We start from the raw sequence: 22,567 nt of genomic DNA on the forward strand, positions 1-22,567 counted from the left end.
ATGAGCATGACTCTGATGGCCAAAGCGATGGCAATTAAAACCGGAAACCCTATCCGCAAGCTGGTGCTAATAAAACTGGCTGATAATGCGAATGACAACGGCGAATGCTGGCCGTCGTACAAACACATTGCAGATCACTGCGAGTGCAGCAAAAGCGCCGTACGTGATCACATTGATGCGTTGATCTCTATGGGGTTATTGGCAAAAGAGAATCGTATCGGCGCGAATAACGGCAAGGGCAACACGTCGAATGTGTATTACCTCAATCTGGATAACCCTGTGCCGCCAAAAAGCATAGCCCCTATGCCGTCAGAAAGCACAGGTATGCCGTCAGAAAGCACACCCCCTATGCCGTGTGGCGGCACCAGAACCAGTCACTCTTTTGAACCAGTCAATGAACCTAAAGATCCCCCTAACCCCCAAATGGGGGAAAGCGAAGACCGTATTTTGTCTGATGCTCAAAAAGCGCTTGAGTTTTACAACGAGAAAACCGGCACTCGCTGCCGTGATCTGAAACCGTTTGTGATGATGCTGACGGCAACCACAACCCGGGAAGGTTACACCCTGGCAGAAATTCAACTGGTGATCCGCTGGGTATTAGCCACATGGCGCCGCCGTGGTGACAGTCTGCCGAAACCGGCGAATATCTGCCGCGTTAAACGGTTCGATGGTTATCTGGCTGACGCTGAGGCATGGGCTGTACTGGAAGCTGAAATTGATCCGGAAGCTGTCATGAGCGGATACAACGAAATTTTCGCTGATACGTTGCCAACAGCAGAGCTTGATGATGATCGCCGTCGAATGATTACCAGACTTGCCGCCCACATGAAAAACAAAACAACGGGTGCATTTCTCGGCTACTTCGAAAAATTCCGCGCTGCCGCACCGGATTTTTATTTCGGCGCAAACGGGGGATGGCGTGCAAGTTTTGATTACCTGATGAAACCAGAAACGTTGCGTAATACCCGGGAAGGTTCGCTATGACTCCTCAGGAACTGGAAGCGTGTGTGCTGGCTGGCCTGCTGAATGGCGGTGCTTCTCCTGACGCATTTGACGTGATCGCCTCCACGCCAGAGGAATCATTCAGCATTGGTTTTCATCGCCGTACATTCAGCGAGATAAAAAAACAGGCGCTGACTAACGGCATGATCGACATGTTATTCATCAGCGAAGCGCTGGGCGGTTCAAGTCTGGCTGACCTGTCTGAAATATCCCGTATCCCCGCAACAGTGCCGAACCTGAAAGGGTATGCCGGGAAGATGGTTAAGGCCTGGCGCAGCCGCGCGCTGGCGAAACTTCTGCAGGATGGCGCTGACGGTATCCGCAAAGCTGCCAACCAGGAGCAACGAGATCAGGTGGTCGAAAATGCTGTGGCGCAGCTGCTGGACATGACTGCTGATAGTGGCGACGTTCAGCCGGTACACATCAACGAGCTTTTGCCCGCTTACATGGACACAGTACAGAAACGCATGGATGGTGATGAATCCACGCGCAATTTATTGACTGGTATTGCGGATCTTGATAACGCAACAGGCGGTATTAACCCGCAGGATCTTATTGTCGTGGCTGGTCGCCCAGGCATGGGTAAAACAGAGTTTGCGCTTACCGTAGTGGAAGGTGTGACGGCAAAGGGCGGCGGTGCGTTGATTTTCAGCATGGAAATGGCGGCGGCTCAGATTGTTGAACGTTCGCTCGCTGGTGCCGGAAACCTGTCCGTTTCTCGCCTGCGTAATCCTCAGGACATGTACGACGAGGACTGGGCGCGATTGACTGCAGCCATTGGAGAACTTACAGACCGGGACATCTGGATTGTCGATGCGACCGATCTCACAGTCGAACAGATCCGCGCTATCGCAGAGACACACAAGCGACGCCATCCGCATCTGGCAATGATCATGGTCGACTATCTCGGCCTGATTAAGAAACCGAAAGCAGAGCGTAACGACCTTGCCGTAGCGCACATTTCCCGCAATCTCAAAACGATGGCTATGCGGCTACATACACCAACCTTTGCGCTCAGCCAGCTTTCCCGCGCGGTTGATGCGCGTCCGGCGGCGCAGCGTCGCCCGGTAATGTCAGACCTGCGTGATTCAGGCTCTATCGAGCAGGACGCTGACAGCATCCTGTTTCTGTACCGCGATGAAGTTTATAACCCTGAAAGCCCGGCGGCTGGTGTGGCTGAGGTCATTCTCGGCAAATGCCGGTTTGCGGCTGCTGGTACTGTGGTTTATCAGGAATTTAAAAACGGTCACTTTCTGCCGATCGATCAGCACGTCGGCAAAGAGAAGACCCGTATTCAACTGGAGGCAGCAAAACCCAGAAAACAGCAACGAAAGTATGCAGAGAAGTACAACACCGATGCATTTTAAAAGCGCCTGACCAGCGCGAAATCCAATGAGGAAAGACCAATGACCGATTTAATTTATCCGAAAGTAGCGACTGTTGATGATGCCTGTGACTGGACGAATGTAATCATCTGGCGGATGAATGCCGGTGCCAGAGCGCGTAGCCGTTCGATATACGTTCCGTGTCCCCGTCCTGTTCCGGTGCCGGGTTTAACCGCACGCGTTACACCGACAGTGAAAAAGGCGAAAGCGGCGGAGTCAACACCGCGGCGCCACGGTAAAACTCACACCGGCACAGTGATCTACTCCGGTGGCGAGAAGACAGTAAAACTTCGTGAAACTGCAACTGTCTGGACTTCGGGCAGCAAAGAAAATTACGACAAAAAAACGGGTTACAGGGTAGGGGTTACCAGCCGTTGTCGCCTGCTGCTGGATTCAATTAAACCCATAGCAACATCCCCGAAGCCTGATGTACAGCCAAAATCCAGTGAATTACCAGCGTCGCAGTTGGTGGCAATCATGAAGGGCAAAACGCTGTCATACCAGGGAATTATGTCTGCGATTAAGAAATATCACCCGGACATCAAAATTACCCTGGAGCAACTCCAGAAACGTGTCTTTGCGCTTTGCATGTCGAATCTGGTCGGCATCGAGCGGCATGACGACATGCCTGTTACACACTTCACGCTGAAAAGTGTTGATCCCCGTTTCTACGTTCACTCAGAGAAAAACATGAGGGCTTGAGGCATGGTCGGGCAATCGGATTATCTCCCGCCCGGCTTACCGTTCAATCGTGCTAAATGGCCGCAAGAGTGCCAACTCCAGGAGCATTACGACATGCGCGCCGCCGCACTCGTTCGTCAGCTCTATGAGCGAAAAGTCACTCGGCAGACGGTTATTCAGCACATTGATGCGACGCCGGAAAGCTACCGGGAATTTTTCAGACAACGCTTAAATTACTGGCGCCAGCAGCGAGAAGGGGAAAAGAGTGAATAAAAAATACACGTTAATTTATGCAGATCCGCCGTGGGCATACCGGGACAAAGCTGCAGACGGTGACCGTGGCGCCGGGTTCAAATATTCCGTGATGAATGTTCTCGATATCTGCCGTCTGCCAGTGTGGGATCTCGCTGCAGAAAACTGCCTGCTGGCTATGTGGTGGGTACCGACACAACCGATTGAAGCACTGAAGGTGGTCGAGGCGTGGGGGTTCCGGCTGATGACAATGAAAGGCTTTACCTGGAATAAGTGCGGAAGCCGTCAGACAGACAAACTGGTAATGGGAATGGGTCATATGACCCGCGCTAATAGTGAAGATTGTCTTTTTGCGGTTAAGGGGAATCTTCCTGAACGTGTTGACGCCGGAATCATCCAGTCATTTACCGCACCGCGACTTGCGCATTCGCAAAAACCTGACTTTGTACGTGAAAAGCTGGTTCAACTACTGGGTGACATCCCACGCATTGAATTGTTTGCGCGGCAGTCCTCGCATGGCTTTGACGTATGGGGAAATGAGTGTGATTCGCCCGATGTAATACTTTTGCCTGGGATCGCTGAATCAATCAAAGAACCAGGGGAGCAGGCTGCATGAAAGATGCTTTGCTAGATAGCGCATATCGAAGGTTGATTGAACTCGAAACCATTTTGTTTCCTGATATTCCAGAGACGGTATGGCCAGCAGAAGTGCATATGGTTTTTTCTCAGATAGAGAATGCTGGTGATCTCCCTGCACATCACCAGCGCCGCCTGTTGCATCACATCAACCGGATGTGGCTGGAAAAAATGCCGGTACCGTCAATTGTTACTGCTGCCCGTTCGCTGGCAAGCGCGATGGAGAAATACGCGTGAGAGAAATCATTGTTGATAATTTCGCTGGTGGCGGTGGCGCGTCAACCGGTATTGAAATGGCGATCGGGCGTAGCGTTGATATTGCGATAAACCACGATGAGAACGCCGTGGCGATGCACACGACAAACCATCCTGATACGTTGCACTACTGCGAATCTGTATACGACGTCAGTCCAAAAGTTGCGACTGCTGGCCGCCCGGTTGCGCTCGCGTGGTTTTCCCCGGATTGCCGCCATTTTTCGAAAGCTAAAGGTGCGAAGCCAGTAGAAAAAGCGATACGCGGTCTGGCCTGGGTGACACTGCGCTGGGGGCTTGATGTTAAGCCTCGTGTTATGAAGCTGGAGAACGTCGAAGAGTTTAAAACATGGGGGCCGCTTCTTGCTGGTGAAATGCGCCCGGACCCTGAACGTGTTGGCGAAACCTTCCGAGCTTTCGTCGCCATGCTAACGACGGGGATTTCTCCCGATCATCCTGCGCTGGTGGAGTGCTGTGAATTCCTGGGTATTCCTCTCGACAGCGAGGACGCCGCCAGACTGGTAAAAGGTCTGGGTTATGTCGTTGAGTATCGCGAACTACGCGCCTGTGATTACGGTGCGCCGACGATCAGAAAACGCTTCTTCATGGTTATGCGCTGTGACGGGAAACCGATAGTGTGGCCGGAGCCAACACACGGGAGTCCGAAGTCACCGGCGGTTCAGGCTGGCAAGCTGTTACCGTGGCGCACCGCTGCGGAGTGTATCGACTGGACCATTCCTGCGCTGTCGATCTTCGACCGCAAAAAGCCCCTGGCAGTGAACACGCTCAAGCGCATTGCACGCGGTATTCAGCGTTTCGTTATCGACAGTGCGTCGCCGTTTATCGTGAAGTGCAACCATACCAGCACCAAAACGCATTACGACTGCTTCCGGGGCCAGTCGCTGGAAGAACCACTGCAGACAATCACCAAAACGCATGGCTACGCGGTTGCCGTACCGCACCTGACGAAGTTCAGAACAGGCGCGACAGGGCAGGATGTCACACAACCTGTCCCGACAATCACCGCCGGTACGTCACGGCGCCCGGGCGGGAATGGTCATGCCCTCGGTATCGTTGAGGCCGCGCTTACACCGTTCCTTGCTGGTAACGGTGGTAGTGAGTACCAGGCAAAGCCGCGTCCGCTGGATAAACCCACTCACACTATCCTGAAACAGTCTCGTGCCTGTCTGGTTGCGCCGGTCATCGCTCGCCAGTTTGGCGCCAGCATCGGTCACCGTGCAGACGAACCGAGCGCGACGATTACGGCGGGCGGCGGCGGTCATTCGCAGTTGGTGACGCCAACGTTGATCCAGATGGGGTACGGCGAAAGGCCGGGGCAGGACCCGCGTGTGTTGCAGCTTGAAAAGCCGCTGGGGACAGTAACCGCTGGTGGTAACAAGTTCGCCGTGGCCAGCGCATTTCTGGCGAAGCACTACGGCGGCAACTATACGGGGCCGGGCGTCGGGCTGGATGAACCAGTCCACTCGGTGACAACTGTCGATCACCATGCGGTGGTTGCTTCCCACCTGGTAAAACTGCGCGGCACCTGTCGCGATGGTCAGCCCACGAGTGAACCAATGCCGACAGTTACGGCCGGTGGCCTGCATGTCGGGGAAGTCAAAACCACACTGGCGGTCGAAGACTACGACGAACAGCGCGCACAGCAAACGCTGGCGTTCCTGCGTGAATACTGCGGCGAGGAATGCACCGGGATGGTCGACATCGATGGGATAACGTACCGCATCGTCGATATCGGTATGCGCATGCTTCAGCCGCACGAACTCTATCGCGCACAGGGCTTCCCTGACTGGTACATCATCGATCAGGATTATCGCGGCAAGCGCTACGCCAAAGATAAACAAGTGGCCCGCTGCGGCAATGCGGTCCCGCCACCGTTCGCTGAAGCGCTGGTGCGCGCCAATTTGCCTGAGTTATGTGTAAGAAGGGAGGCAGCGTAATGGCTAAATCCGCAGCAGAGCGCAAAGCGGCACAACGTGCCCGCCAGTCTGCCGCTGGTGAGCGCAAAATTGAACTGGTGCTGGATGCTCAGGAACTGGACATGCTGGAGCGGGGCTGCGCCGCCCGGCGTCCTGGTCGTGCGCCGTACGAAATGTCGGAGTATATCGCGCTGCTGATCCGCCAGGATGATGCGCGGGTGCGTGGTCGTATCAAATCTATCAGTGCAAATTTATGCGGCAAATGCGGCGATGCGCTGCCGGTTATGTCATGCCCCTGTGAAGGTGATTCTCAGTGCTGGGTTACGTCCGGATGGCATGCTGTGAAACTGACAATGTGACATGTCACACCAGTCTGTAACTCGTAATTAAACCGTCAGATAATGGCGGTTTTTCTTTATTAAACATATGGTTGAAAATTAACCTGATTTCGTTTTTTAACGTTTTGTGCCTTTAAAAGTTTGCACTTCCTGCCACTTGGGAGTATATATACTGTATGTTTATCCAGTGCATTGGTTGGGAGGGAGCGTGTTCAAAAAGGCGGAGGTAGGGGAACATCTCCCCGATAACGGTCGCGTTCTCATCACCTGCAAAAATGGCAAGGTTACGGCTTTAAGAAATGTGTATGACGATGAGCATGTCGCGTCGCTTAAGTCATTGTTAGAACTGGCAGAGCAAGCAGGCTGTATCGTTGTTCAAAAAGGCAAAGTTAGGGTATAATTACGGTATCGGACTGAACACCCGGTAACCTGTATTTCTGAGCAATTGCTGCGCTAAAGGGGAAACCAATGGCGCAGTATTCATTTGTAAAATCAGCAGGCGGCGTTTTAATTCCGGCCACACCAGACGCCCGCGAATTTATCGAGAAAAAATTCCGTCTGGGTGCTGTCCTGTATGCCGACTTTAAACAGGCTCGCAATGCAGCATTTCACCGTAAATTTTTCGCACTGCTGAATCTCGGCTTTGACTACTGGCAACCGTCAGGCGGTGCAATATCCCCGGCAGATAAAAAACTGGTTCGTGGATATGTGCAGCTGGTGGCTCACTACGCTGGTCACGAAGAAACACTCCAGGAACTGGCTGATCAGTATCTCCGAGAAGAAGCGGAAAAACGCGCCGGAAATATCAGCGCAGTAAAATCCTTCGAAGCATTCCGCGCATGGGTAACTATCCAGGCTGGTTTTTATACCAGATACGAAATGCCTGATGGCACCACCCGCAACGAACCAAAATCCATATCGTTCGCAAAAATGGACGATGTCGAATTTTCCCAGCTATATAAATCCGTTCTCGATGTGCTCTGGAATTATATTTTATTCCGCACATTCCCAACTCAGCAGGCAGCAGAAAACGCAGCCTCGCAATTATTCAGCTATGCCGCGTGAGAAATATCGCCATGACCAAAGACGATAAACGCTGGCTGGAAGATGTTGCATCACTGGGTTGCGTCGTATGCAGAAATCTTGGCTATGGCGCCACACCCGCAGAAGTCCATCACATCCGTAAAGGGCAAGGCATAGCTCAGCGCGCCGACCACAAAGAAACGCTCCCGCTTTGCCCTCCACACCACAGAACCGGCGGACACGGCGTAGCTATCCACGCAGGGCAAAAAACATGGGAAGAAAATTACGGTTCAGAGACTGAATTGCTCGAACAGGTAACTATCGAAGTAAAGGAATTACGCTTATGCAGAATTTAATTCCGTCTCTAAGAGCAGCAGATAACGCTAAAAAATGTGGTTGGCCAACGAGTCCGGAAAGCATGAAATTCTGTTCAGGCTCTTTTCCCATTCAGGCGGGCGGCGATTTTGCCCCTCTCTATGTTCGCGCGCGCGCGCGTTTTGTGGGGTGATCGATGCCGCTGGTCGCCACCTTCCGGACAGACTGGTTTCGCGTCATTACCGACCTGACCAGAAAAAATCTCACTACACAGGAGATAGCTGACGAACTCGGCGTTTCAAAATCTGCTGTTCTGGGCTGGAAGTCTGGATCTGAACCTCGCCACGGTCATGGTGAGGCATTGATCGCATTGTGGTGTATGGCGACAGCATCAGACAGAAAAAAACTCCCCACAGTTTTACACCGTCAGTGGTTCACTTTCCGTAAATCGCGTTTTGGTCGGGAAACTGACCAGACACCCAAACCACAATGACGGCTCACCATTAATCCGGAGATATTCAAAATGGGTCGACCAAAAAAAAATGTTGAGGTGCCAGGGCAGGAAAAATCCAGTCAGGCAGAAGAAGCACTGTTGCTTAATTCTGTTGCTGGTAATGCCGTAAATGCACCACGTGCCGACGAACAGACCGTTCAGCAGCGCGTTGGTGAGTTGCTCGACGACGCAGCGCTTAATGAGCGCAATACGGTGCTGGCAACCATCAACGAACAGGGTGCGGCTATCATCGCTCGCTTTGAAGATTACGCCTTCACCGACCTGGTCGGTAACCCGCTGACCAACTGCATTGATTTCCTCGAACTCGTTAAAAAAGCCACCACGGCGGCACCCGCTGCGCCGCACGGCTACGTGACGAACGAAGAGGGCAAGCGCCAGCCGGTGACGGGTAAGCCCGTGCTGACTGAACACGGCTGGCACGTACCAGGCTAAGGAGAATCGCTATGTGTGGCGGATTTGACCCTAAAAAAATACTGGATCCCGCTGGCTTATGGACCAAAGACAAAACGCCTGACGTCCAGACCACAGATCCACAGGCGGAAGCCGATGCAGCAGCGAACGCAGCAGCCAAAGCGGCTAACGCTGACGCAGCAGCACGCAAGAAACGTAAACAGGGTTCTTCCCTGCTGGCAAGTGGCGCAGGCGGAACGGACGATTCCGGCACCTCTTTGCTCGGCTCCGGTGCTGCGGCATCCGGAACAAAACGTTCACTGGGGGCGTAACTGATGGATGAACTCGCCGTAAAGCTGATCAAGCGTTCTGACACGCTGAAAGCAAACCGCCAGCAACACGAAAGCGTCTGGCGCGAGTGCTATGACTACACCTATCCGCTGCGCGGCGCGGGATTCTCTGATGAGGTGCTCGACGCCCAGAGCGCAAAACACAAGGTGGCTAAGCTACTGGACGGCACTGCCACCGACAGCGCCCGCATGCTGGCGTCTGCGCTCATGTCCGGCATGACCCCGGCAAACGCGCAGTGGCTGAACCTCGACAGCGAGTCGCTCCCGGACGATGCGAAAGCCTGGCTGTCTGAGTGCGCAACGCTGGTGTGGGAAAATATCCACGCTGCCAACTTCGACGCGGAAGGATACGAGGCCAATCTCGATGTGGTATGCGCGGGCTGGTTCGTGCTGTACATCGACGAAGACCGCGAAGAGGGCGGCTTCATGTTTCAGCAATGGCCGCTGGCGCAGTGCTTTGTCACGTCTACCCGCAAAGACGGTATCGTTGACACGATATACCGCCGCTACCAGCTCACGGCAGAGCAGGCCATCAAAGAGTTTGGCAGGGACAATGTCAGCGAGAAAATCCTCGACGCGGCGAAGAAAAAGCCCGACGACAAATTTGATTTCCTGCACTGTATTTTCCCGCGTGACACCTATCTCGTTAACGCCCGCATGGCGAAGAACATGCGTTTTGCATCGTTCAACATCGATGTGAGCAATAAGCGCGTTGTGCGCGAATCCGGTTATCACGAATTTCCCTGCTGCGTTCCGCGCTGGATGAAAATCCCCGGTGGTCCGTACGGTATCGGCCCGGTGTACGACGCGCTGCCTGACTGCAAAGAGCTGAACGAAACCAAACGCATGGAGAAGGCCGCGCAGGACCTGGCTATCTCCGGCATGTGGATCGCCGAAGACGACGGCGTACTCAACCCGCGTACGGTCAAGGTTGGCCCACGTCGCATCATCGTGGCGAACAGCACGGACAGCATGAAACCGTTGCTGACTGGCGCAGACTTCAACGTTGCATTCACTGCAGAAGAACGCCTGCAGGCGTCTATCCGCAAGATCATGATGGCCGACCAGCTCCAGCCGCAGGACGGGCCAGCGATGACCGCCACGGAAGTGCATGTGCGCGTTGCGTTGATCCGCCAGTTACTCGGCCCGGTCTATGGACGCTTCCAGGCCGAATACCTGCAACCGCTGGTTGTACGCTGTTTCGGCATTGCCTTCCGCGCTGGAGTATTCCCGCAACCGCCTGAAAGCCTCCAGAACGCGAATTTCAACGTACGCTACATCTCCCCGCTGGCACGCGCGCAGCAGTTGGAGGACGTCACCGCTATTGAGCGCCTCGGCGCGAATGTGGCAAACCTCACCGCAATCGACCAGGAAGTTGTTGATCTCGTTGATACCGACGAAGCCACGCGCGTTGTGGCGGCTGCGCTCGGCGTTCCGGCTAAGGTCATTCGTTCAACGGAGGCGGTAGCAGACCTGCGCGAACGTCGCCGTAAAGCACAGGCTGACGCCCAGCAGCAGGCGCTGATGATGCAGGCGGGTAGTGAGGCGGCGGGTGCAGCAGGCCAGACCGCTGGCGCAGCGTTAGGCAAACAACTGGCAGGTGGCTGATGAAAAAACAGGTAACCCCCGCTGATTTCAAACGCATTTTCGAGGAAATGCCGGGTGGTCAGCAGGTGCTTGAGGAATTAACCCGCCGTTTCGGACGTGAGGCATATGTCTCCGGCGGTACCGAGGGCGACCGTGAAACATGTTACCGGGCAGGGCAGCGATCCGTACTGGATTTCATCCTGCGCGAAATCAACAAAGCCGATGGAGTAGAAGACGATGTGGAAGCTTAAACACTTATTCATGAACGTGGAGCCGGGTGCAGAGCAGTCTGGCGGTGGAGGTGATAAAGATGGCGGTAATAATCCGGGTACTGGCGATCCTTCTGGTAATTCTTTACTCAGCACCGGCGCGAGCGAACCGGGCGCGAATGATTGGTTACCGGAAAAATACCGTGTCAGCGGCGAAGATGGCGCGCTTAACGTTGAGCAATCAGCCCGTAAGCTGGCGGAGGCTCATGTCGCGCTGGAGAAGCGCATGGGGAGCATCGGCACGGCGCCGAAAACATCAGATGAGTATGCGCCAAAGGTAGACGTCGAGGGTTTTAAGTGGGATGAGTTTAAAGCCGACCCCAGCACCCAAAGCTTTCTGAAAGCTGCTCATGCCAAAGGCATCACCAATGACCAGATGAGTTTTATCCTGGGTGAGTACGTGAAGAACGCCCAGCAGATTGCCACTGGTTCGGCGGAACTGGATGCCGAAGCGGCGACCACGTCTTTGCGTGAAGTCTGGAAGACAGACGCGGATTTTAAAAAGAATATCGGCCTGGCTTACCGCGCGTTTACGCAACTGGCAGAGCAGGGCGACGATATCAACGCGATCGGCAATAACCCTATGGTCATTCGCATGCTGGCGAAAGTGGGCGCGGAAATGCAGGAAGACGCGCCAGCGGGCGGCGAAATTAATCTCGCAGAGCAGCAGACCATTCGCGACCTGATGAAATCCCCGGCGTATATGGACCCGAAACACGCTGATCACGAACGCGTATCCGCCCAGGTCAAAGCGTTCTACCAGAAAACCTACGGTGATCAGTCCGTAGCGTGACATGTCACGACAACTTAAATCGAGGAAAGACCGATGAGCGACAAACAAACCGCACCAGTGTTAACGCCAGGACAGCAAGGGTATTTGTTCGAGGTCAAAGCCAATTTACTGGCTGAGATGATGTTACAGCAGCAATCAACCAGGCAAGAGGCAGAAGCGCTGGCCGAAATGGTCAACGCAGCCTTTGCAAAACTAACCGCATAACACCCCATCTGTAGTCAAAGGCCAGCTAATTGCTGGCTTTTTTCATTTGGTCGGGATTCCGACCGCACACCTCGCTAACAATCTTCCCACAACCAGCCCGGCGGGGACGCCGGATACCTGATTTTTCCCACAGTGCGTAAGCGCCAGTCGCATTGTGATATTCGGGCCGGGAAACCGATACCCCGCAAGGCGATAATTTTTGGAGTGATTGTCATGGCTTTTGATGCTAACAAAAACATGATCACCGCAGCGTTTGTAACGCAGTTTCATGATTCCTTTGAAATTGCCTCACAGCAGAAGGATTCCCGCCTGCAGGCTGCGGTAAACGATCGTGGAATGATTACCGGTGCGTCGTTCACCATCAACGACATGGGCACCATCGAAATGACGCAGATCACCACGCGTTTCGGTGACACCGTCTGGGATGTGCCGGAAGCCGGTACCCGTAATGCGCTGATGGCTGACTATGCCGTATTCGTCCCGGTTGAAAAACGCGACCTGCGCAAGTTGATCGCTGACCCGCAGGGGCCGTATCTGCAACTCACCCTGGCAGCAGCCAACCGCAAAAAAGACGATGTTATCTATCGCGCGCTGCTCGATACCGTTCTGCGTAAGACAGAGAACAACGGCGCATACGCTCCGGTTGCTCTCCCGGCTGCGCAGAAAATCGTTGCGGGTGGCACAGGTATGACCAAGGCCAAGCTGATCGCCGCGAAAGCGATGTTCCGCCGTAACGAGTGTGACGAGCAGAACGGCGAAGAGCTGTACATGACGTACAACGCCGACATGCTGACGCAGATCCTCAGCGATACCACGCTGACTTCTGCTGATTTTATGGCGGTGAAAATGCTCCAGGAAGGCGCGGTGTCTTCCAAGTGGCTGGGCTTTAACTGGCTGGCTTACGAAAAGCTGGACTCTGCGACCGCAGGTGACCCAGCTGTAACCACCAAAACCGCAGCTGCGTGGTGTAAATCCGCTGTGCATTTCGGTACCGGCGCTGAGTATAACGTCGATATCGGCCCGCGCCGCGATAAAAACAACACCATTCAGATCTCTGTTGATGCGTCCTACGGTGCAGGTCGTGCCAACGAGAAGAAAGTCGTCGCCATCGATTTTGTTGCTTAATGCCGCTGGTGTACTTGCCGGGGTAACCCCCGGCCTTTTTCCATCTGAGGTATTACCATGACGTCGAGCGTCTCGATTTGTTCAAACGCACTGCTGGCGCTGGGTGCGCATCCAATCAACGATTTTGTCGAAGATACCGACCACGCCCGCTTGTGCTCAAACCTTTATCCGACCGTTCGCAATAACCTGTTGCGCGCGCATCCGTGGAACTGCGCCATTAAGCGCGTTGTTCTTTCCCCTGTCAGCGACACCCCGATTTTTGGGTTCGGATACCAGTTTTCTCTCCCCGGCGATTTAATCCGCGTTCTGTCCATCGGTGAGCCACAGGATGATATTCCGTACCGCATTGAGGGCAACAAACTGCTGGCAAACGTCAACGCTGTACTGCTGCGCTATGTCTTCCGCAATGAAGACGAATCCACGTGGGACGCAGCGCTTGTGAACGTTGCCGAAGCCACCATGCAGGCGAAACTTGCCTATGCGGTCACCGGATCCACCAGTCTGCGCGACACGCTGACCCAGGAAGCGGCTTACCTGCTGCGCCAGGCTAAATCTATCGACGGGCAGGAGGAACCACCGGAAACGCTGGACGGTTACCCCACGCTGGAATCAAGGTTCTGACATGCGCGCTAATCTGATAAAAACCAATTTTACCGCCGGTGAGTTGTCCCCCCGTCTGATGGGACGCGTTGATATTGCCCGTTATGCCAACGGTGCCAAAGTGATCGAGAATGGCGTTGTTGTGGTTCAGGGTGGGGTAGTGCGCCGACCGGGTATGCGATTTGCGGCCGCTGCGAAATTCGGCAACAAAACAGCCCGCCTTATCCCTTACGTGTTCAATCGCTCACAGGCGTACGTTCTGGAGTTTGGCGACGGTTACATGCGCGTATTTCAGAATGGTAAGCAGGTGGTCAACAGCGACAATACGCCGTATGAAATTGCCAGTCCCTACACCGCCGCTATGCTGCCGGATGTGAACTATGTGCAGGGTGCTGACACCATGTTTCTGGCGCATGAGAATGTCCCGCCACAACGTCTGCAACGCCTCGGACAGACAAACTGGGTACTTGAGCCGGCACCGTTTATTGTTGAACCATTCGACGAGATTCGTGATACACCGCAGAAGTGGTGTAAGCCCTCCGTCAAAGAATTTATCGGCTCAGAAGTTACGCTCACCCTCAGCGACGACGAACCGCCTGCAGGTAGTGACGGTACGCTCACAGGGGCCGGGTGGGTGTCAGCAGATGTGGGTTCTTATGTCCGCATCAATGAAGGGCTGGTGCTGATTGACAGCATAACCAGTTCACAGAAGGCCGTTGGAACCATCCGCAAGGTACTTTCTGCTACACAGGCTGCATCACCCGGCGCGTGGACACGTGAGGATTCCGTCTGGGGTGGCAGTATGGGATACCCAGGCGCGGTTACGCTGTATCAGCAGCGTCTGGTTCTGGCCGGTTCTCCGCGTTTTCCACAAACGATCTGGTTCAGTGAAACCGGTGTTTATCTGTCGTTCGAGCTGGGAACAGACGACGATAATGCAATGAGCTTTACGCTGTCTTCCGATCAGCTCAATCCTATTGTGCATCTGGCACAGATGAACACCCTTATAGCGCTGACCTATGGCGGTGAGTTTACTATCACTGCGGGCAATGAATCCGCTATCACTCCGACCAATATTTCGGTTAAAAACCCCAGTCCGTACGGCTGTAATAATATCCGCCCGATCCGCGTCGGCACTGAAATCATGTTTGTGCAGCGAGCCGGGCGAAAACTTTATGCAGCAGCGTACGATCCCGATTCATTTGTTGCGTACACCGCCAATGATATGACGGTGCTGGCTGAGCACATTACGGCCAGCGGTATCAGCGACATGGCATATCAGCAGCAACCGGACCCGTTCGTGTGGATAGCGCGTAAAGATGGTTCAGCGGCATCAATGGCGATAGACCGTACGCAGGATGTGATCGCATGGTCACGCCATGCCACCGATGGCGCTTTCGAATCTGTTACCAGTATTCCTTCCGATACTGACGATGTGGTTTACGTACTGGTACGCCGTGAGGTGAACGGGCAGACGGTACGCTTTGTTGAGATTCTGGACAGCACCCTGCGTACCGATTCCGCTGTAACAGGGACCAGCACCGAAGGCGCTACAACATGGACGGGATTTTCTCACCTCGAGGGGAAAACCATTGATGTGGTTGCGGATGGTTCTGTCATGCCGCAGTCGGTAGTATCCAGTGGACAAATCACCCTCACGCGAAAAGCGAAATCAATCGAAGCAGGCCTGCATTACGAAACCACAATCCAGACGCTAACGCCGGAAGTCGCCACCACTGAGGGAACAACGCAGAACGCGAAAAAACGGACCAGCGAAGTGACCATGCGTTTTCTTGAGACCACCGGCGCAGAGTGTAACGGTCAGGTTATCCCGTTCCGTCGCTTCGGGCCGCAGGTCCTGGATAAGCCCGCGCCGTTGTTCACCGGCGATCACTACTGGGGAAAACTCGGCTGGGAGCGCGGCGAAGATTCTCTGCTTATTCAACAGCGTCAGCCGCTGCCTTTCCATATTCTCGCCATTATTTTCACGTTCACCAGTAACGGGGGCTAAACATGATCAGACCAGCCAGCACCGCAGATATCCCGGAAATTATTCGACTTTCGGAAATTATGCACCAGGAATCCCGGTACCGGACGTTGCCATACAACGGAGTCAAGTTCTCTGCTCTGTTACGTCGCCTGATCGATTCCCCCGACGGTATGGTTGCTGTGGCGGAAAAAGACGGAGCTATCATCGGCGCGATCGCTGCGGTTGTTACCGAACACTATTTCGCGGATGCAACGATTTCGTACGAACTGGGGCTTTATGTTGAAAAAGCCCATCGCGGAACGTTAGCCGGTTACCGCCTGGCAAAAGAGTACATCACCTGGGCGAAGTCAAAAGATGTTGACCAGATCGACATGGGGATCACGACGGGCATTGATGAAGAACGTACCGGACGAATGTATGAGCGTCTCGGGCTTAAGCACGTCGGCATTGTATTTTCAGGAGGTAAATAATGGCGTGGGTTGCTCTGGCGGCTGCGGCTGTGTCTGCGCTTGGCGCAATGAAACAGGGGCAGGATGAAAAAGCGGCGGCGAATTACAACGCTGCGCAGGCAAAAGCAGATGCGGATGCCAATACCGCTGCAGCCAAAGTGCAGGCGCAGCGTATTCGTCAGCAGGGAGCGCAACAGGCATCACAGGCAACATCCGCTTTTGGCGCGTCCGGTGTTGAAACAGATTCTGGTACCGCGCTGCGTGTCACATCTGGTATTGCGGGTGACGCTGAACAGGATGCTTACACAACCATTCTTAACGGTGTCAACAGTTCTAACCGGATGCGTACGCAGGCGCAGGCGGACGTGATCAGCGGTAAAAAAGCGGAGCAAGCCGGAATGATGAATGCGGGTAGTTCTTTGCTGTCTTCGGGATCTCAGATGTATAGCGGGTGGAAACGATAATGCGTATACCAACGGGTAATTTCGGCAACCTTACGCCGCAGGCAACAACCGGGCGAATCTCTCAGGGAAATGTTGGTGCTGTCGGTGCGGCCCTTTCACGTGTTGGCGCATCGCTGGGAAATGTGTCGGATGCAATACAGGCAGAACAGAATAAGAAAGACCTTGCAGCGACGCAGGCGGCGTTAAATGATCTCTATGCCAAATCAACAGATCGATGGGAAAACCCGGAAACAGGTGCCCTGGTCACCAGACAGGGGTTTAACTCTACGGGTGTTGGCGCAGATATGGATAAACTTGATGCGTCGGACTATGAGGAGGCCCGCAAAAAAATTCCGCCCAGCCAACTGGACTATTTTGACGCACAGTGGAAGGCAAGCCAGGTTAAGCGATTTAGCACCTACAATACTTTCGAACGTGCTCAGACAGCGACAGCACAGCAAAATCAGTTTGAAACCACGGTAAAAACGTCTGTTCAGCAGGAAGCCAATGCATACGACGATCCACAAGCCGCAGCACTGGCACGGGGTGCGCGTAAGCATTCGATTGAACTTTACGGGCAGGCGCAGGGATGGTCAGCAGAACAGATAGCGCAGGCTATTTCATCCGCTGATTTAAACGCTTTGGAACAGCGCGCGCAAAACTATGCGGTTACCAATCCGCAGGGCTGGCTTAACGGTGAGTTCCCCATTAAAGACAGCGGCGGCATGGATATGCGAGCAATCAGCTTTGTTGAGTCCGGCGGTAAGCATTTTAAACCTGATGGCAGCATTCTGACATCCAGGGCGGGCGCTCAGGGTAAATACCAGTTAATGCCTGACACGGGGAAAGAACTGGCTGCAAAACGCGGTGTTGAATATAACCCGGCTGACGAAGAGCAGAACGCGCTACTGGCGAGCGATTACGCAAACCAGTTGTACGGTAAATACGGCTCTGAAACGCTGGCCGGGGCCGCGTATAACTGGGGTATGGGTAATGTTGACAATCTGATTGAGAAAGTAGGTGACCCGCGTAAGGGTGAGATTTCCGAGGCGGAGTTTATCAGTAAACTCCCAACCGAAACGCGCGGCTGGCTGTCCCGGTACCATAAGAACAAAACCGGACTGGATCCGGTAGCGGTAAACAAAATCGATAACATGGCAGAATCGCAGATACGCGAGCAGCGTACCGCCCTGCGCCAGCAAATCGACCCTATTCTCAATAATACAATGACGCAGTTGTATAACGGCGAAGTGCCTGACGCGATGCCGGATAAGACGTCGATTATGTTTGCCTATGGTGAGCAGGGGGAGAAAGCTGTTAAGCAACTGGATATTGCCATCGATAGCGCCCGTACCTTTCAGGCTATCCAGTACGTTTCACCCGCAGAGCAGCAGGCCGAACTTGCGAAAATGAAGCCTCAGGCCAATGACCCTGATTACGCGCTGAAACTTGACGCTTACGGCAAGCTGGGCGCACTGGTACAAAAAAGTAATGAAGCCATCCAGACGCAACGTGACGCCCGTCGTTTTAATGAAGCGCTGTCGATGGGTGAGAAACTCGACCCGTCGAACAAATCCATGCAGAAAGCCGCCGACGCGACCGATACTGCGCAGAGCTTTCGTATTAACGATGCCGCCACGCACGACGGCATTGTGCAGCAGGTGGCGCAGACCGGCATTATTCCGTCACAGGTTACCACGCAACTATCGGCTATTTCGCGCGCCCGTAGTCCTGAGGCAGTACGGCAGGGGGCTGAACTGTTCAACCGACTGTACGATACAGATCCTGCGTCTGTCGGCGACATGCCGAAAGATATGCAGGGCTTTTACCTGACGGTCAAACAGCTTACCGATTCCGGTATGTCTTCTGAGGCTGCCATTGAACAGGCGCAGAACCTGACGTACAACCAGACCGACGCGCTTAAAGCACAACTGGCGTCCACGCAGAGCACAAAAGAGTACAAAAAGGATCGTAGTAAGGCGATGGACTCTGCTGTCAGCAACATGGCGCAGTGGTTCCGTTGGGATCCGGCTGCAGATGACCAGACGCCGGAAGCGGCACGCTTCCGAAATGACTATCAGGCGCTGTATGACATTAATTACCGCACTACTGGCGGCAACGCTGATGCAGCGAAGAAAATGACCAACCAGCAGGTTGCCCGCACCTGGAGTATCAGCGAGGTGAACGGCGACGCTAAATTCATGAAGTACGCGCCGGAGGCGCTCTATAACTACGGCCCATCAGGCTGGCAGGCGGCACAGTGGAAAGCCGAAAAAGAGCAGCTTATGTATGGCGACCGCAAAGAGACAATAACCACCAGTCCGACACAGCTCGGGATCACGTCAGGTAACGCCCCTGTAGTTGAAACAAAAACACCCGAGAGTCGTATCGGTGGCGAACTGGAGATCACTCCGGATGTGCTGACATCACGCCAGGGCGATTACGCCATCATGGTACGGACGAAGGATAAAGATGGTATCGAGGCAGTGCAGCCGTTTTACGATAAACACGGTCGCCCCATGCGCTGGAAACCGTCGCTCGAAGAGTGGGAACCGTATAAAAAGATGCAGCAGGAACGTGAACAGCGTGACCAGGAGGAAATTACGCGCGGTCAGGCTATCCGTGGGTTTAAAGACAAACATCGTGCGCTGGATGAGCAGTACAAACGTCTGCATAACGAACGTATTAACAGTGTGCCTAAGTTTATTTATGGCGGGGGAACGAACTGATGCCGGTCTACGCACAAGCTGAGGAAATGAATAACGGATTTACCCCGTCGGGCAATGTGCTGGCTGAACCGACGGGCTTTGATGTTTCCCTTCCGGAGGGGACTAATCCTGAGCCTCAGCAGCCGGAGCCTTCCATCTGGGGCGCAGCATTCCGCCAGAATAACCTGCTGGGCGATATGTTCCGTCCGGCTAAACAATTTGAACCGGCGGAAGGTTACAACCCGTATATGGATAAAAACGAACTGCATGGTTACGAACAGTGGGGATCCGCGTTCGCTGATTCCCGATCGCCGGAAGAAACCGCCTGGCTGAAACAGCAGATTGATGACGAAAACGAGGACCGTCGCGTATTGTCCGAGGCGGGGGGCGAAGGTGTGTTAGCCAGCATCGCCGCCGGGGTTGTCGATCCGGTAACTGTCGCGTCGATGTTTATTCCCGGTGCGCAAGGCGGTGCGCTGGCGCGTATCAGTTCGCAGGTTGTGATCGGGGCTGCGGGTACAGCGCTGAGTGAGGTTGCGCTCAACAACCAGCAGATAACCCGTACGTGGGGTGAGAGCGCCGCACACGTCGCCGCCGGCGCGCTGATGAGCGGCGTTTTCGCCAGCGCCGGAGCCATGCTCACGCCTTCGGTGAAAACTGCGGCAACGCGGGAAGTGGCGGAGGCGCTCGATAATATGCGCGTCACATCGCCGGTGGACACCGCAGCGGCTTCGCTTCCTGATGGCGGGAGTATTGGTGCGGCGCGGATCAGTGAAGCGACACTCGAAGATTTAACCCCTGTTACTGGTGGTCCGATTGGCAAGGCAGCACGCAGGGCAGGCAGCTACCTGACGCCGATCACCCGCCTGATGGAGTCACCGTCGAAAACAGCACGCCGTACGGCGCTGGAACTGGCAGAGAATAACTTCACCCTCCAGGGGAATGCGCGGGGTATTGAAACGCCCGTTGCAGCGGAAACCCGCGTTCGTGGCTGGCGACGTGAAGAAGCTGCGGTGGTGGTGACCAACAAACAGGCATATGCAAAGTATAAATCGGATGGCGGCGATATGAGCTTTGCATCGTTCCGGGAGGAAGTCGGCAACGCCATGCGTAGCGGCGATGTTCATGCAAACCCGGTGGTGCAGGAAACGGCGCAGGCCATGCGCACCGTCGTTAACCGTGTGAAGGTGGCACAGCAAAAACTTGGGCTGTTGCCGCCGGATGAAGAGCTTAAAGCTATCGGGCAGACCAGCTATTTCCCGCGCGTGTACAAGGTCGGGAAAATCGTCAATGAGCGCGATAAGTTCCGCGATATGCTGGTGGACTGGTGGTCACGCGGCGAGAAAACCATGTCCAGGGAAGAGGCCGAAATCACGGCGGATGCCACCATTAACAAAATCGTGGGCGCAAAAATTCCGCAGGATTTCGCTAATGTGTTTATGGTTAAATCCGCCGGCAGCACCAAAGGTCGTACGCTCAGTGTTCCCGATCGACTGATGAAAGATTATCTGGAAAGCGATGCTAACTACGTATTACAGCGTCATATCCGTGAGGCATCCGCAGAGGTTGAGCTGACCCGCACTTTTGGTAACAAGACGCTGGAAAAACAGCTTAAGGATATCCAGGACGAGTACGACGCGCTGATGCGTTCCCGCCCCAAAGACCAGGCTAAACTGGCAAAAGCCCGTGATAACGATCTGCGCGATATTACCGCGCTTCGCGACCGTCTTGTCGGCACATACGGCATGCCTGACGACCCGTCGTCGTTTTTTGTCCGCGCCGGTGCGTTTCTGCGTAGCGCTAACTTTGTCACCAAACTGGGTGGTATGACGGTATCCGCAATACCGGATCTGGCCCGTGGCGTAATGGTGAACGGCTTCCGCAATGTTACGCGCGGCTATGGCGCCATGATAACCAAATCCCCGGCGTGGGTTGCCAGCAAGGCCGAACAGAAAAAGATGGCCGTGGGGCTGGAAACCATCCTGCACACCCGCGCGCGTACGATGGGCGATCTGGTGGACAGCTCCGCACGTACTACGGCGGTGGAAGCGGGTATGGAGCGAGTTACTGATGTGTTCGGCAAGCTCACGTTGATGGGGCATTTCGACGACATGAACAAATCGGTTAACGGCATGATCACATCTGACGGCATTCTGTCCGGGGCGTTCGCCGGCCGTCGCCTGGCGAAACTTGGCATTAACGACAATATGGCCACGCGTATTCGTAGTGAGTTTCAGAAACACGGTGAGATTATCGACGGCTGGCATATCGGTAATTTTGAAAAATGGGACGATCAGCATGTGGCGGGGGTGTTTCAGTCTGCTGTTCTGAAAGACGTTAACAATACCGTTATCACTCCCGGTATTGGTGATACGCCATTGTGGGCCAGTACGCCGCTTGGCAAAACAGTATTCCAGTTCAAATCGTTTGCGACCGCATCATATAACCGCGCCACGCTGGGCGGTTTGCAGGAAGGTACAGCGCAGTTCTACTACGGTACAGCATTTCAGATCGGCCTGGGCGCGCTGACGTACGCACTTAAAGAAGCGGCTAAAGGGAAAGAGGTTGACTGGTCTCCTGAAAAACTGGTGATCGAGGGCGTTGACCGCTCTGGTATTCTTGGCCCGCTGATGGAGTACAACAATATGGCGGAAAAAGCTTCCGGCGGTATGGTCGGGTTGGGGGCGCTTCTTGGCACCGGCACACAGTCCCGTTACGCCAGTCGTGGTTTTATCGGCTCTGCACTCGGCCCGACGTTTGGCCTGCTCGATACCGTCACAGACGTGACCGCTGGCGTGCTGAATGGGGATGCCGGCGATCGGGTTCTGCACAATGTGCGTACGCTGTTGCCAGGTAATAACCTGTTCTGGATCGCACCCCTGATAAACCAAGTGGATCCCGGTATGCGTTAACGGGTTATTTTCCTGTAAAGAAGAAAAATTAATAAAACCAATACAATAAAACCAACCGTGCTGGCGGACATTAGCGTTTTAAATTCGCCAGCACTTTCTATGCCAAATACGCTTTTTTGAGCGTCAATTTGATACTTTATAGCTTCTGTTTCTTGCGGTGATCGGGAGTCAGCGAACTTTGAACCGAATGCTTCATACCCTACTAACTCTCCTTTTATAGTGTAAGGGTTGTATCCTTTTACTTCTGTAAATTTAGGGATTGGAGCTAGAGCGTCAAGAACTCCAGGTTCTTTAATGTTTTCTTTTGGAAGCGGATTTGTTCGTTGCAGTGGACGTACTTCACCAGCCGTTATCGGTTGCATAGGAACAACTGGATTTGAATTATCGTCCTGTACGGCGTTAATAGGCATTT

Annotated in this window: 25 protein-coding genes; 24 read left to right on the forward strand and 1 reads right to left on the reverse strand. The window is 54.1% G+C overall.

Annotation, left to right across the window (positions count from 1 at the left end):
- The 24 genes from ACQ0PY_RS09305 (at position 1) to ACQ0PY_RS09420 (ending at position 22,155) form a co-directional block, all read left to right on the forward strand.
- Entirely contained in the window at positions 1 to 984 is a 984-nt protein-coding gene (locus tag ACQ0PY_RS09305) for a helix-turn-helix domain-containing protein (protein ID WP_164566085.1), read from the forward strand.
- On the forward strand, positions 981 to 2,369 hold the full coding sequence (locus tag ACQ0PY_RS09310) for a replicative DNA helicase (RefSeq protein ID WP_150547083.1): 1,389 nt from the start codon (positions 981 to 983) through the stop codon (positions 2,367 to 2,369). Before ACQ0PY_RS09305 ends, ACQ0PY_RS09310 begins: the two co-directional genes overlap by 4 nt.
- 39 nt (positions 2,370 to 2,408) lie before the next feature.
- The gene (locus tag ACQ0PY_RS09315) at positions 2,409 to 3,089 is read left to right on the forward strand and encodes a hypothetical protein (protein ID WP_150547084.1); all 681 of its coding nucleotides are present in this window, start codon (positions 2,409 to 2,411) and stop codon (positions 3,087 to 3,089) included.
- A gap of 3 nt (positions 3,090 to 3,092) precedes the next feature.
- Positions 3,093 to 3,341, forward strand: coding sequence for a hypothetical protein (locus tag ACQ0PY_RS09320; protein ID WP_150547085.1), 249 nt, complete (start codon positions 3,093 to 3,095; stop codon positions 3,339 to 3,341).
- On the forward strand, positions 3,334 to 3,936 hold the full coding sequence (locus tag ACQ0PY_RS09325; protein WP_150547086.1) for an MT-A70 family methyltransferase: 603 nt from the start codon (positions 3,334 to 3,336) through the stop codon (positions 3,934 to 3,936). Before ACQ0PY_RS09320 ends, ACQ0PY_RS09325 begins: the two co-directional genes overlap by 8 nt.
- Entirely contained in the window at positions 3,933 to 4,193 is a 261-nt protein-coding gene (locus ACQ0PY_RS09330; RefSeq protein ID WP_150547087.1) for a hypothetical protein, read from the forward strand. The genes ACQ0PY_RS09325 and ACQ0PY_RS09330 overlap by 4 nt, the downstream gene beginning before the upstream one ends.
- Positions 4,190 to 6,166, forward strand: coding sequence for a DNA cytosine methyltransferase (locus ACQ0PY_RS09335; RefSeq protein ID WP_150547088.1), 1,977 nt, complete (start codon positions 4,190 to 4,192; stop codon positions 6,164 to 6,166). The genes ACQ0PY_RS09330 and ACQ0PY_RS09335 overlap by 4 nt, the downstream gene beginning before the upstream one ends.
- Positions 6,166 to 6,504 (forward strand): hypothetical protein, encoded by a 339-nt coding sequence (locus ACQ0PY_RS09340; protein WP_150547089.1) that lies wholly within the window; start codon positions 6,166 to 6,168, stop codon positions 6,502 to 6,504. The genes ACQ0PY_RS09335 and ACQ0PY_RS09340 overlap by 1 nt, the downstream gene beginning before the upstream one ends.
- A gap of 447 nt (positions 6,505 to 6,951) precedes the next feature.
- Positions 6,952 to 7,548 (forward strand): DUF1367 family protein, encoded by a 597-nt coding sequence (locus tag ACQ0PY_RS09345; protein ID WP_150547091.1) that lies wholly within the window; start codon positions 6,952 to 6,954, stop codon positions 7,546 to 7,548.
- 11 nt (positions 7,549 to 7,559) lie between these two features.
- On the forward strand, positions 7,560 to 7,862 hold the full coding sequence (locus ACQ0PY_RS09350) for a Ref family recombination enhancement nuclease (RefSeq protein WP_110494402.1): 303 nt from the start codon (positions 7,560 to 7,562) through the stop codon (positions 7,860 to 7,862).
- Between the two features lie 155 nt (positions 7,863 to 8,017).
- A complete protein-coding gene (locus tag ACQ0PY_RS09355) occupies positions 8,018 to 8,314 on the forward strand; it encodes a helix-turn-helix domain-containing protein (protein WP_110494401.1) in 297 nt (98 codons plus the stop codon).
- Between the two features lie 30 nt (positions 8,315 to 8,344).
- On the forward strand, positions 8,345 to 8,767 hold the full coding sequence (locus tag ACQ0PY_RS09360; RefSeq protein ID WP_150547092.1) for a hypothetical protein: 423 nt from the start codon (positions 8,345 to 8,347) through the stop codon (positions 8,765 to 8,767).
- Positions 8,768 to 8,778: 11 nt separating this feature from the next.
- Positions 8,779 to 9,057, forward strand: coding sequence for a hypothetical protein (locus ACQ0PY_RS09365; protein WP_224788344.1), 279 nt, complete (start codon positions 8,779 to 8,781; stop codon positions 9,055 to 9,057).
- 3 nt (positions 9,058 to 9,060) lie between these two features.
- Positions 9,061 to 10,683: a portal protein gene (locus tag ACQ0PY_RS09370; RefSeq protein ID WP_150547093.1), complete on the forward strand. Its 1,623-nt coding sequence runs from the start codon at positions 9,061 to 9,063 to the stop codon at positions 10,681 to 10,683.
- Positions 10,680 to 10,913: a Bbp19 family protein gene (locus tag ACQ0PY_RS09375; protein WP_150547094.1), complete on the forward strand. Its 234-nt coding sequence runs from the start codon at positions 10,680 to 10,682 to the stop codon at positions 10,911 to 10,913. Before ACQ0PY_RS09370 ends, ACQ0PY_RS09375 begins: the two co-directional genes overlap by 4 nt.
- Positions 10,900 to 11,724, forward strand: coding sequence for a hypothetical protein (locus ACQ0PY_RS09380; protein WP_150547095.1), 825 nt, complete (start codon positions 10,900 to 10,902; stop codon positions 11,722 to 11,724). The genes ACQ0PY_RS09375 and ACQ0PY_RS09380 overlap by 14 nt, the downstream gene beginning before the upstream one ends.
- 33 nt (positions 11,725 to 11,757) lie before the next feature.
- A complete protein-coding gene (locus ACQ0PY_RS09385) occupies positions 11,758 to 11,928 on the forward strand; it encodes a hypothetical protein (protein ID WP_164566086.1) in 171 nt (56 codons plus the stop codon).
- Positions 11,929 to 12,141: 213 nt separating this feature from the next.
- Positions 12,142 to 13,053 (forward strand): phage capsid protein, encoded by a 912-nt coding sequence (locus ACQ0PY_RS09390; protein WP_150547096.1) that lies wholly within the window; start codon positions 12,142 to 12,144, stop codon positions 13,051 to 13,053.
- Positions 13,054 to 13,110: 57 nt separating this feature from the next.
- Complete coding sequence (locus tag ACQ0PY_RS09395) at positions 13,111 to 13,674, forward strand: phage connector family protein (RefSeq protein ID WP_102602534.1); 564 nt, start codon at positions 13,111 to 13,113, stop codon at positions 13,672 to 13,674.
- A gap of 1 nt (position 13,675) precedes the next feature.
- Positions 13,676 to 15,664, forward strand: coding sequence for a phage tail protein (locus tag ACQ0PY_RS09400; RefSeq protein ID WP_150547097.1), 1,989 nt, complete (start codon positions 13,676 to 13,678; stop codon positions 15,662 to 15,664).
- 2 nt (positions 15,665 to 15,666) lie between these two features.
- A complete protein-coding gene (locus ACQ0PY_RS09405) occupies positions 15,667 to 16,113 on the forward strand; it encodes a GNAT family N-acetyltransferase (protein WP_150547098.1) in 447 nt (148 codons plus the stop codon).
- A complete protein-coding gene (locus ACQ0PY_RS09410; protein ID WP_102602531.1) occupies positions 16,113 to 16,556 on the forward strand; it encodes a hypothetical protein in 444 nt (147 codons plus the stop codon). The genes ACQ0PY_RS09405 and ACQ0PY_RS09410 overlap by 1 nt, the downstream gene beginning before the upstream one ends.
- Positions 16,556 to 19,264 (forward strand): transglycosylase SLT domain-containing protein, encoded by a 2,709-nt coding sequence (locus ACQ0PY_RS09415; RefSeq protein WP_150547099.1) that lies wholly within the window; start codon positions 16,556 to 16,558, stop codon positions 19,262 to 19,264. Before ACQ0PY_RS09410 ends, ACQ0PY_RS09415 begins: the two co-directional genes overlap by 1 nt.
- Positions 19,264 to 22,155, forward strand: coding sequence for a hypothetical protein (locus ACQ0PY_RS09420; protein WP_150547100.1), 2,892 nt, complete (start codon positions 19,264 to 19,266; stop codon positions 22,153 to 22,155). The genes ACQ0PY_RS09415 and ACQ0PY_RS09420 overlap by 1 nt, the downstream gene beginning before the upstream one ends.
- Here the strand turns inward: ACQ0PY_RS09420 and ACQ0PY_RS09425 are convergent.
- Positions 22,152 to 22,565 carry a hypothetical protein gene (locus ACQ0PY_RS09425; protein ID WP_150547101.1) on the reverse strand — a complete coding sequence of 138 codons (414 nt, stop codon included), beginning with the start codon at positions 22,563 to 22,565 and terminating at the stop codon, positions 22,152 to 22,154. The two genes, ACQ0PY_RS09420 and ACQ0PY_RS09425, sit on opposite strands and share 4 nt — an antisense overlap.
- Between the last annotated feature and the right edge of the window lie 2 nt (positions 22,566 to 22,567).

This window comes from Citrobacter sp. LST-B2, assembly GCF_057983045.1.

What these genes read in the sequence shown, in the direction of transcription:
- ACQ0PY_RS09305 (WP_164566085.1), top strand. Translation starts at nt 1, where the DNA reads ATGAGCATGACTCTGATGGCCAAAGCGATGGCAATTAAAACCGGAAAC.
- ACQ0PY_RS09310 (WP_150547083.1), top strand. Translation starts at nt 981, where the DNA reads ATGACTCCTCAGGAACTGGAAGCGTGTGTGCTGGCTGGCCTGCTGAAT.
- ACQ0PY_RS09315 (WP_150547084.1), top strand. Translation starts at nt 2,409, where the DNA reads ATGACCGATTTAATTTATCCGAAAGTAGCGACTGTTGATGATGCCTGT.
- ACQ0PY_RS09320 (WP_150547085.1), top strand. Translation starts at nt 3,093, where the DNA reads ATGGTCGGGCAATCGGATTATCTCCCGCCCGGCTTACCGTTCAATCGT.
- ACQ0PY_RS09330 (WP_150547087.1), top strand. Translation starts at nt 3,933, where the DNA reads ATGAAAGATGCTTTGCTAGATAGCGCATATCGAAGGTTGATTGAACTC.
- ACQ0PY_RS09340 (WP_150547089.1), top strand. Translation starts at nt 6,166, where the DNA reads ATGGCTAAATCCGCAGCAGAGCGCAAAGCGGCACAACGTGCCCGCCAG.
- ACQ0PY_RS09345 (WP_150547091.1), top strand. Translation starts at nt 6,952, where the DNA reads ATGGCGCAGTATTCATTTGTAAAATCAGCAGGCGGCGTTTTAATTCCG.
- ACQ0PY_RS09350 (WP_110494402.1), top strand. Translation starts at nt 7,560, where the DNA reads ATGACCAAAGACGATAAACGCTGGCTGGAAGATGTTGCATCACTGGGT.
- ACQ0PY_RS09355 (WP_110494401.1), top strand. Translation starts at nt 8,018, where the DNA reads ATGCCGCTGGTCGCCACCTTCCGGACAGACTGGTTTCGCGTCATTACC.
- ACQ0PY_RS09360 (WP_150547092.1), top strand. Translation starts at nt 8,345, where the DNA reads ATGGGTCGACCAAAAAAAAATGTTGAGGTGCCAGGGCAGGAAAAATCC.
- ACQ0PY_RS09365 (WP_224788344.1), top strand. Translation starts at nt 8,779, where the DNA reads ATGTGTGGCGGATTTGACCCTAAAAAAATACTGGATCCCGCTGGCTTA.
- ACQ0PY_RS09370 (WP_150547093.1), top strand. Translation starts at nt 9,061, where the DNA reads ATGGATGAACTCGCCGTAAAGCTGATCAAGCGTTCTGACACGCTGAAA.
- ACQ0PY_RS09380 (WP_150547095.1), top strand. Translation starts at nt 10,900, where the DNA reads ATGTGGAAGCTTAAACACTTATTCATGAACGTGGAGCCGGGTGCAGAG.
- ACQ0PY_RS09385 (WP_164566086.1), top strand. Translation starts at nt 11,758, where the DNA reads ATGAGCGACAAACAAACCGCACCAGTGTTAACGCCAGGACAGCAAGGG.
- ACQ0PY_RS09390 (WP_150547096.1), top strand. Translation starts at nt 12,142, where the DNA reads ATGGCTTTTGATGCTAACAAAAACATGATCACCGCAGCGTTTGTAACG.
- ACQ0PY_RS09395 (WP_102602534.1), top strand. Translation starts at nt 13,111, where the DNA reads ATGACGTCGAGCGTCTCGATTTGTTCAAACGCACTGCTGGCGCTGGGT.
- ACQ0PY_RS09400 (WP_150547097.1), top strand. Translation starts at nt 13,676, where the DNA reads ATGCGCGCTAATCTGATAAAAACCAATTTTACCGCCGGTGAGTTGTCC.
- ACQ0PY_RS09405 (WP_150547098.1), top strand. Translation starts at nt 15,667, where the DNA reads ATGATCAGACCAGCCAGCACCGCAGATATCCCGGAAATTATTCGACTT.
- ACQ0PY_RS09410 (WP_102602531.1), top strand. Translation starts at nt 16,113, where the DNA reads ATGGCGTGGGTTGCTCTGGCGGCTGCGGCTGTGTCTGCGCTTGGCGCA.
- ACQ0PY_RS09415 (WP_150547099.1), top strand. Translation starts at nt 16,556, where the DNA reads ATGCGTATACCAACGGGTAATTTCGGCAACCTTACGCCGCAGGCAACA.
- ACQ0PY_RS09420 (WP_150547100.1), top strand. Translation starts at nt 19,264, where the DNA reads ATGCCGGTCTACGCACAAGCTGAGGAAATGAATAACGGATTTACCCCG.
- ACQ0PY_RS09425 (WP_150547101.1), bottom strand. Translation starts at nt 22,565, where the DNA reads ATGCCTATTAACGCCGTACAGGACGATAATTCAAATCCAGTTGTTCCT.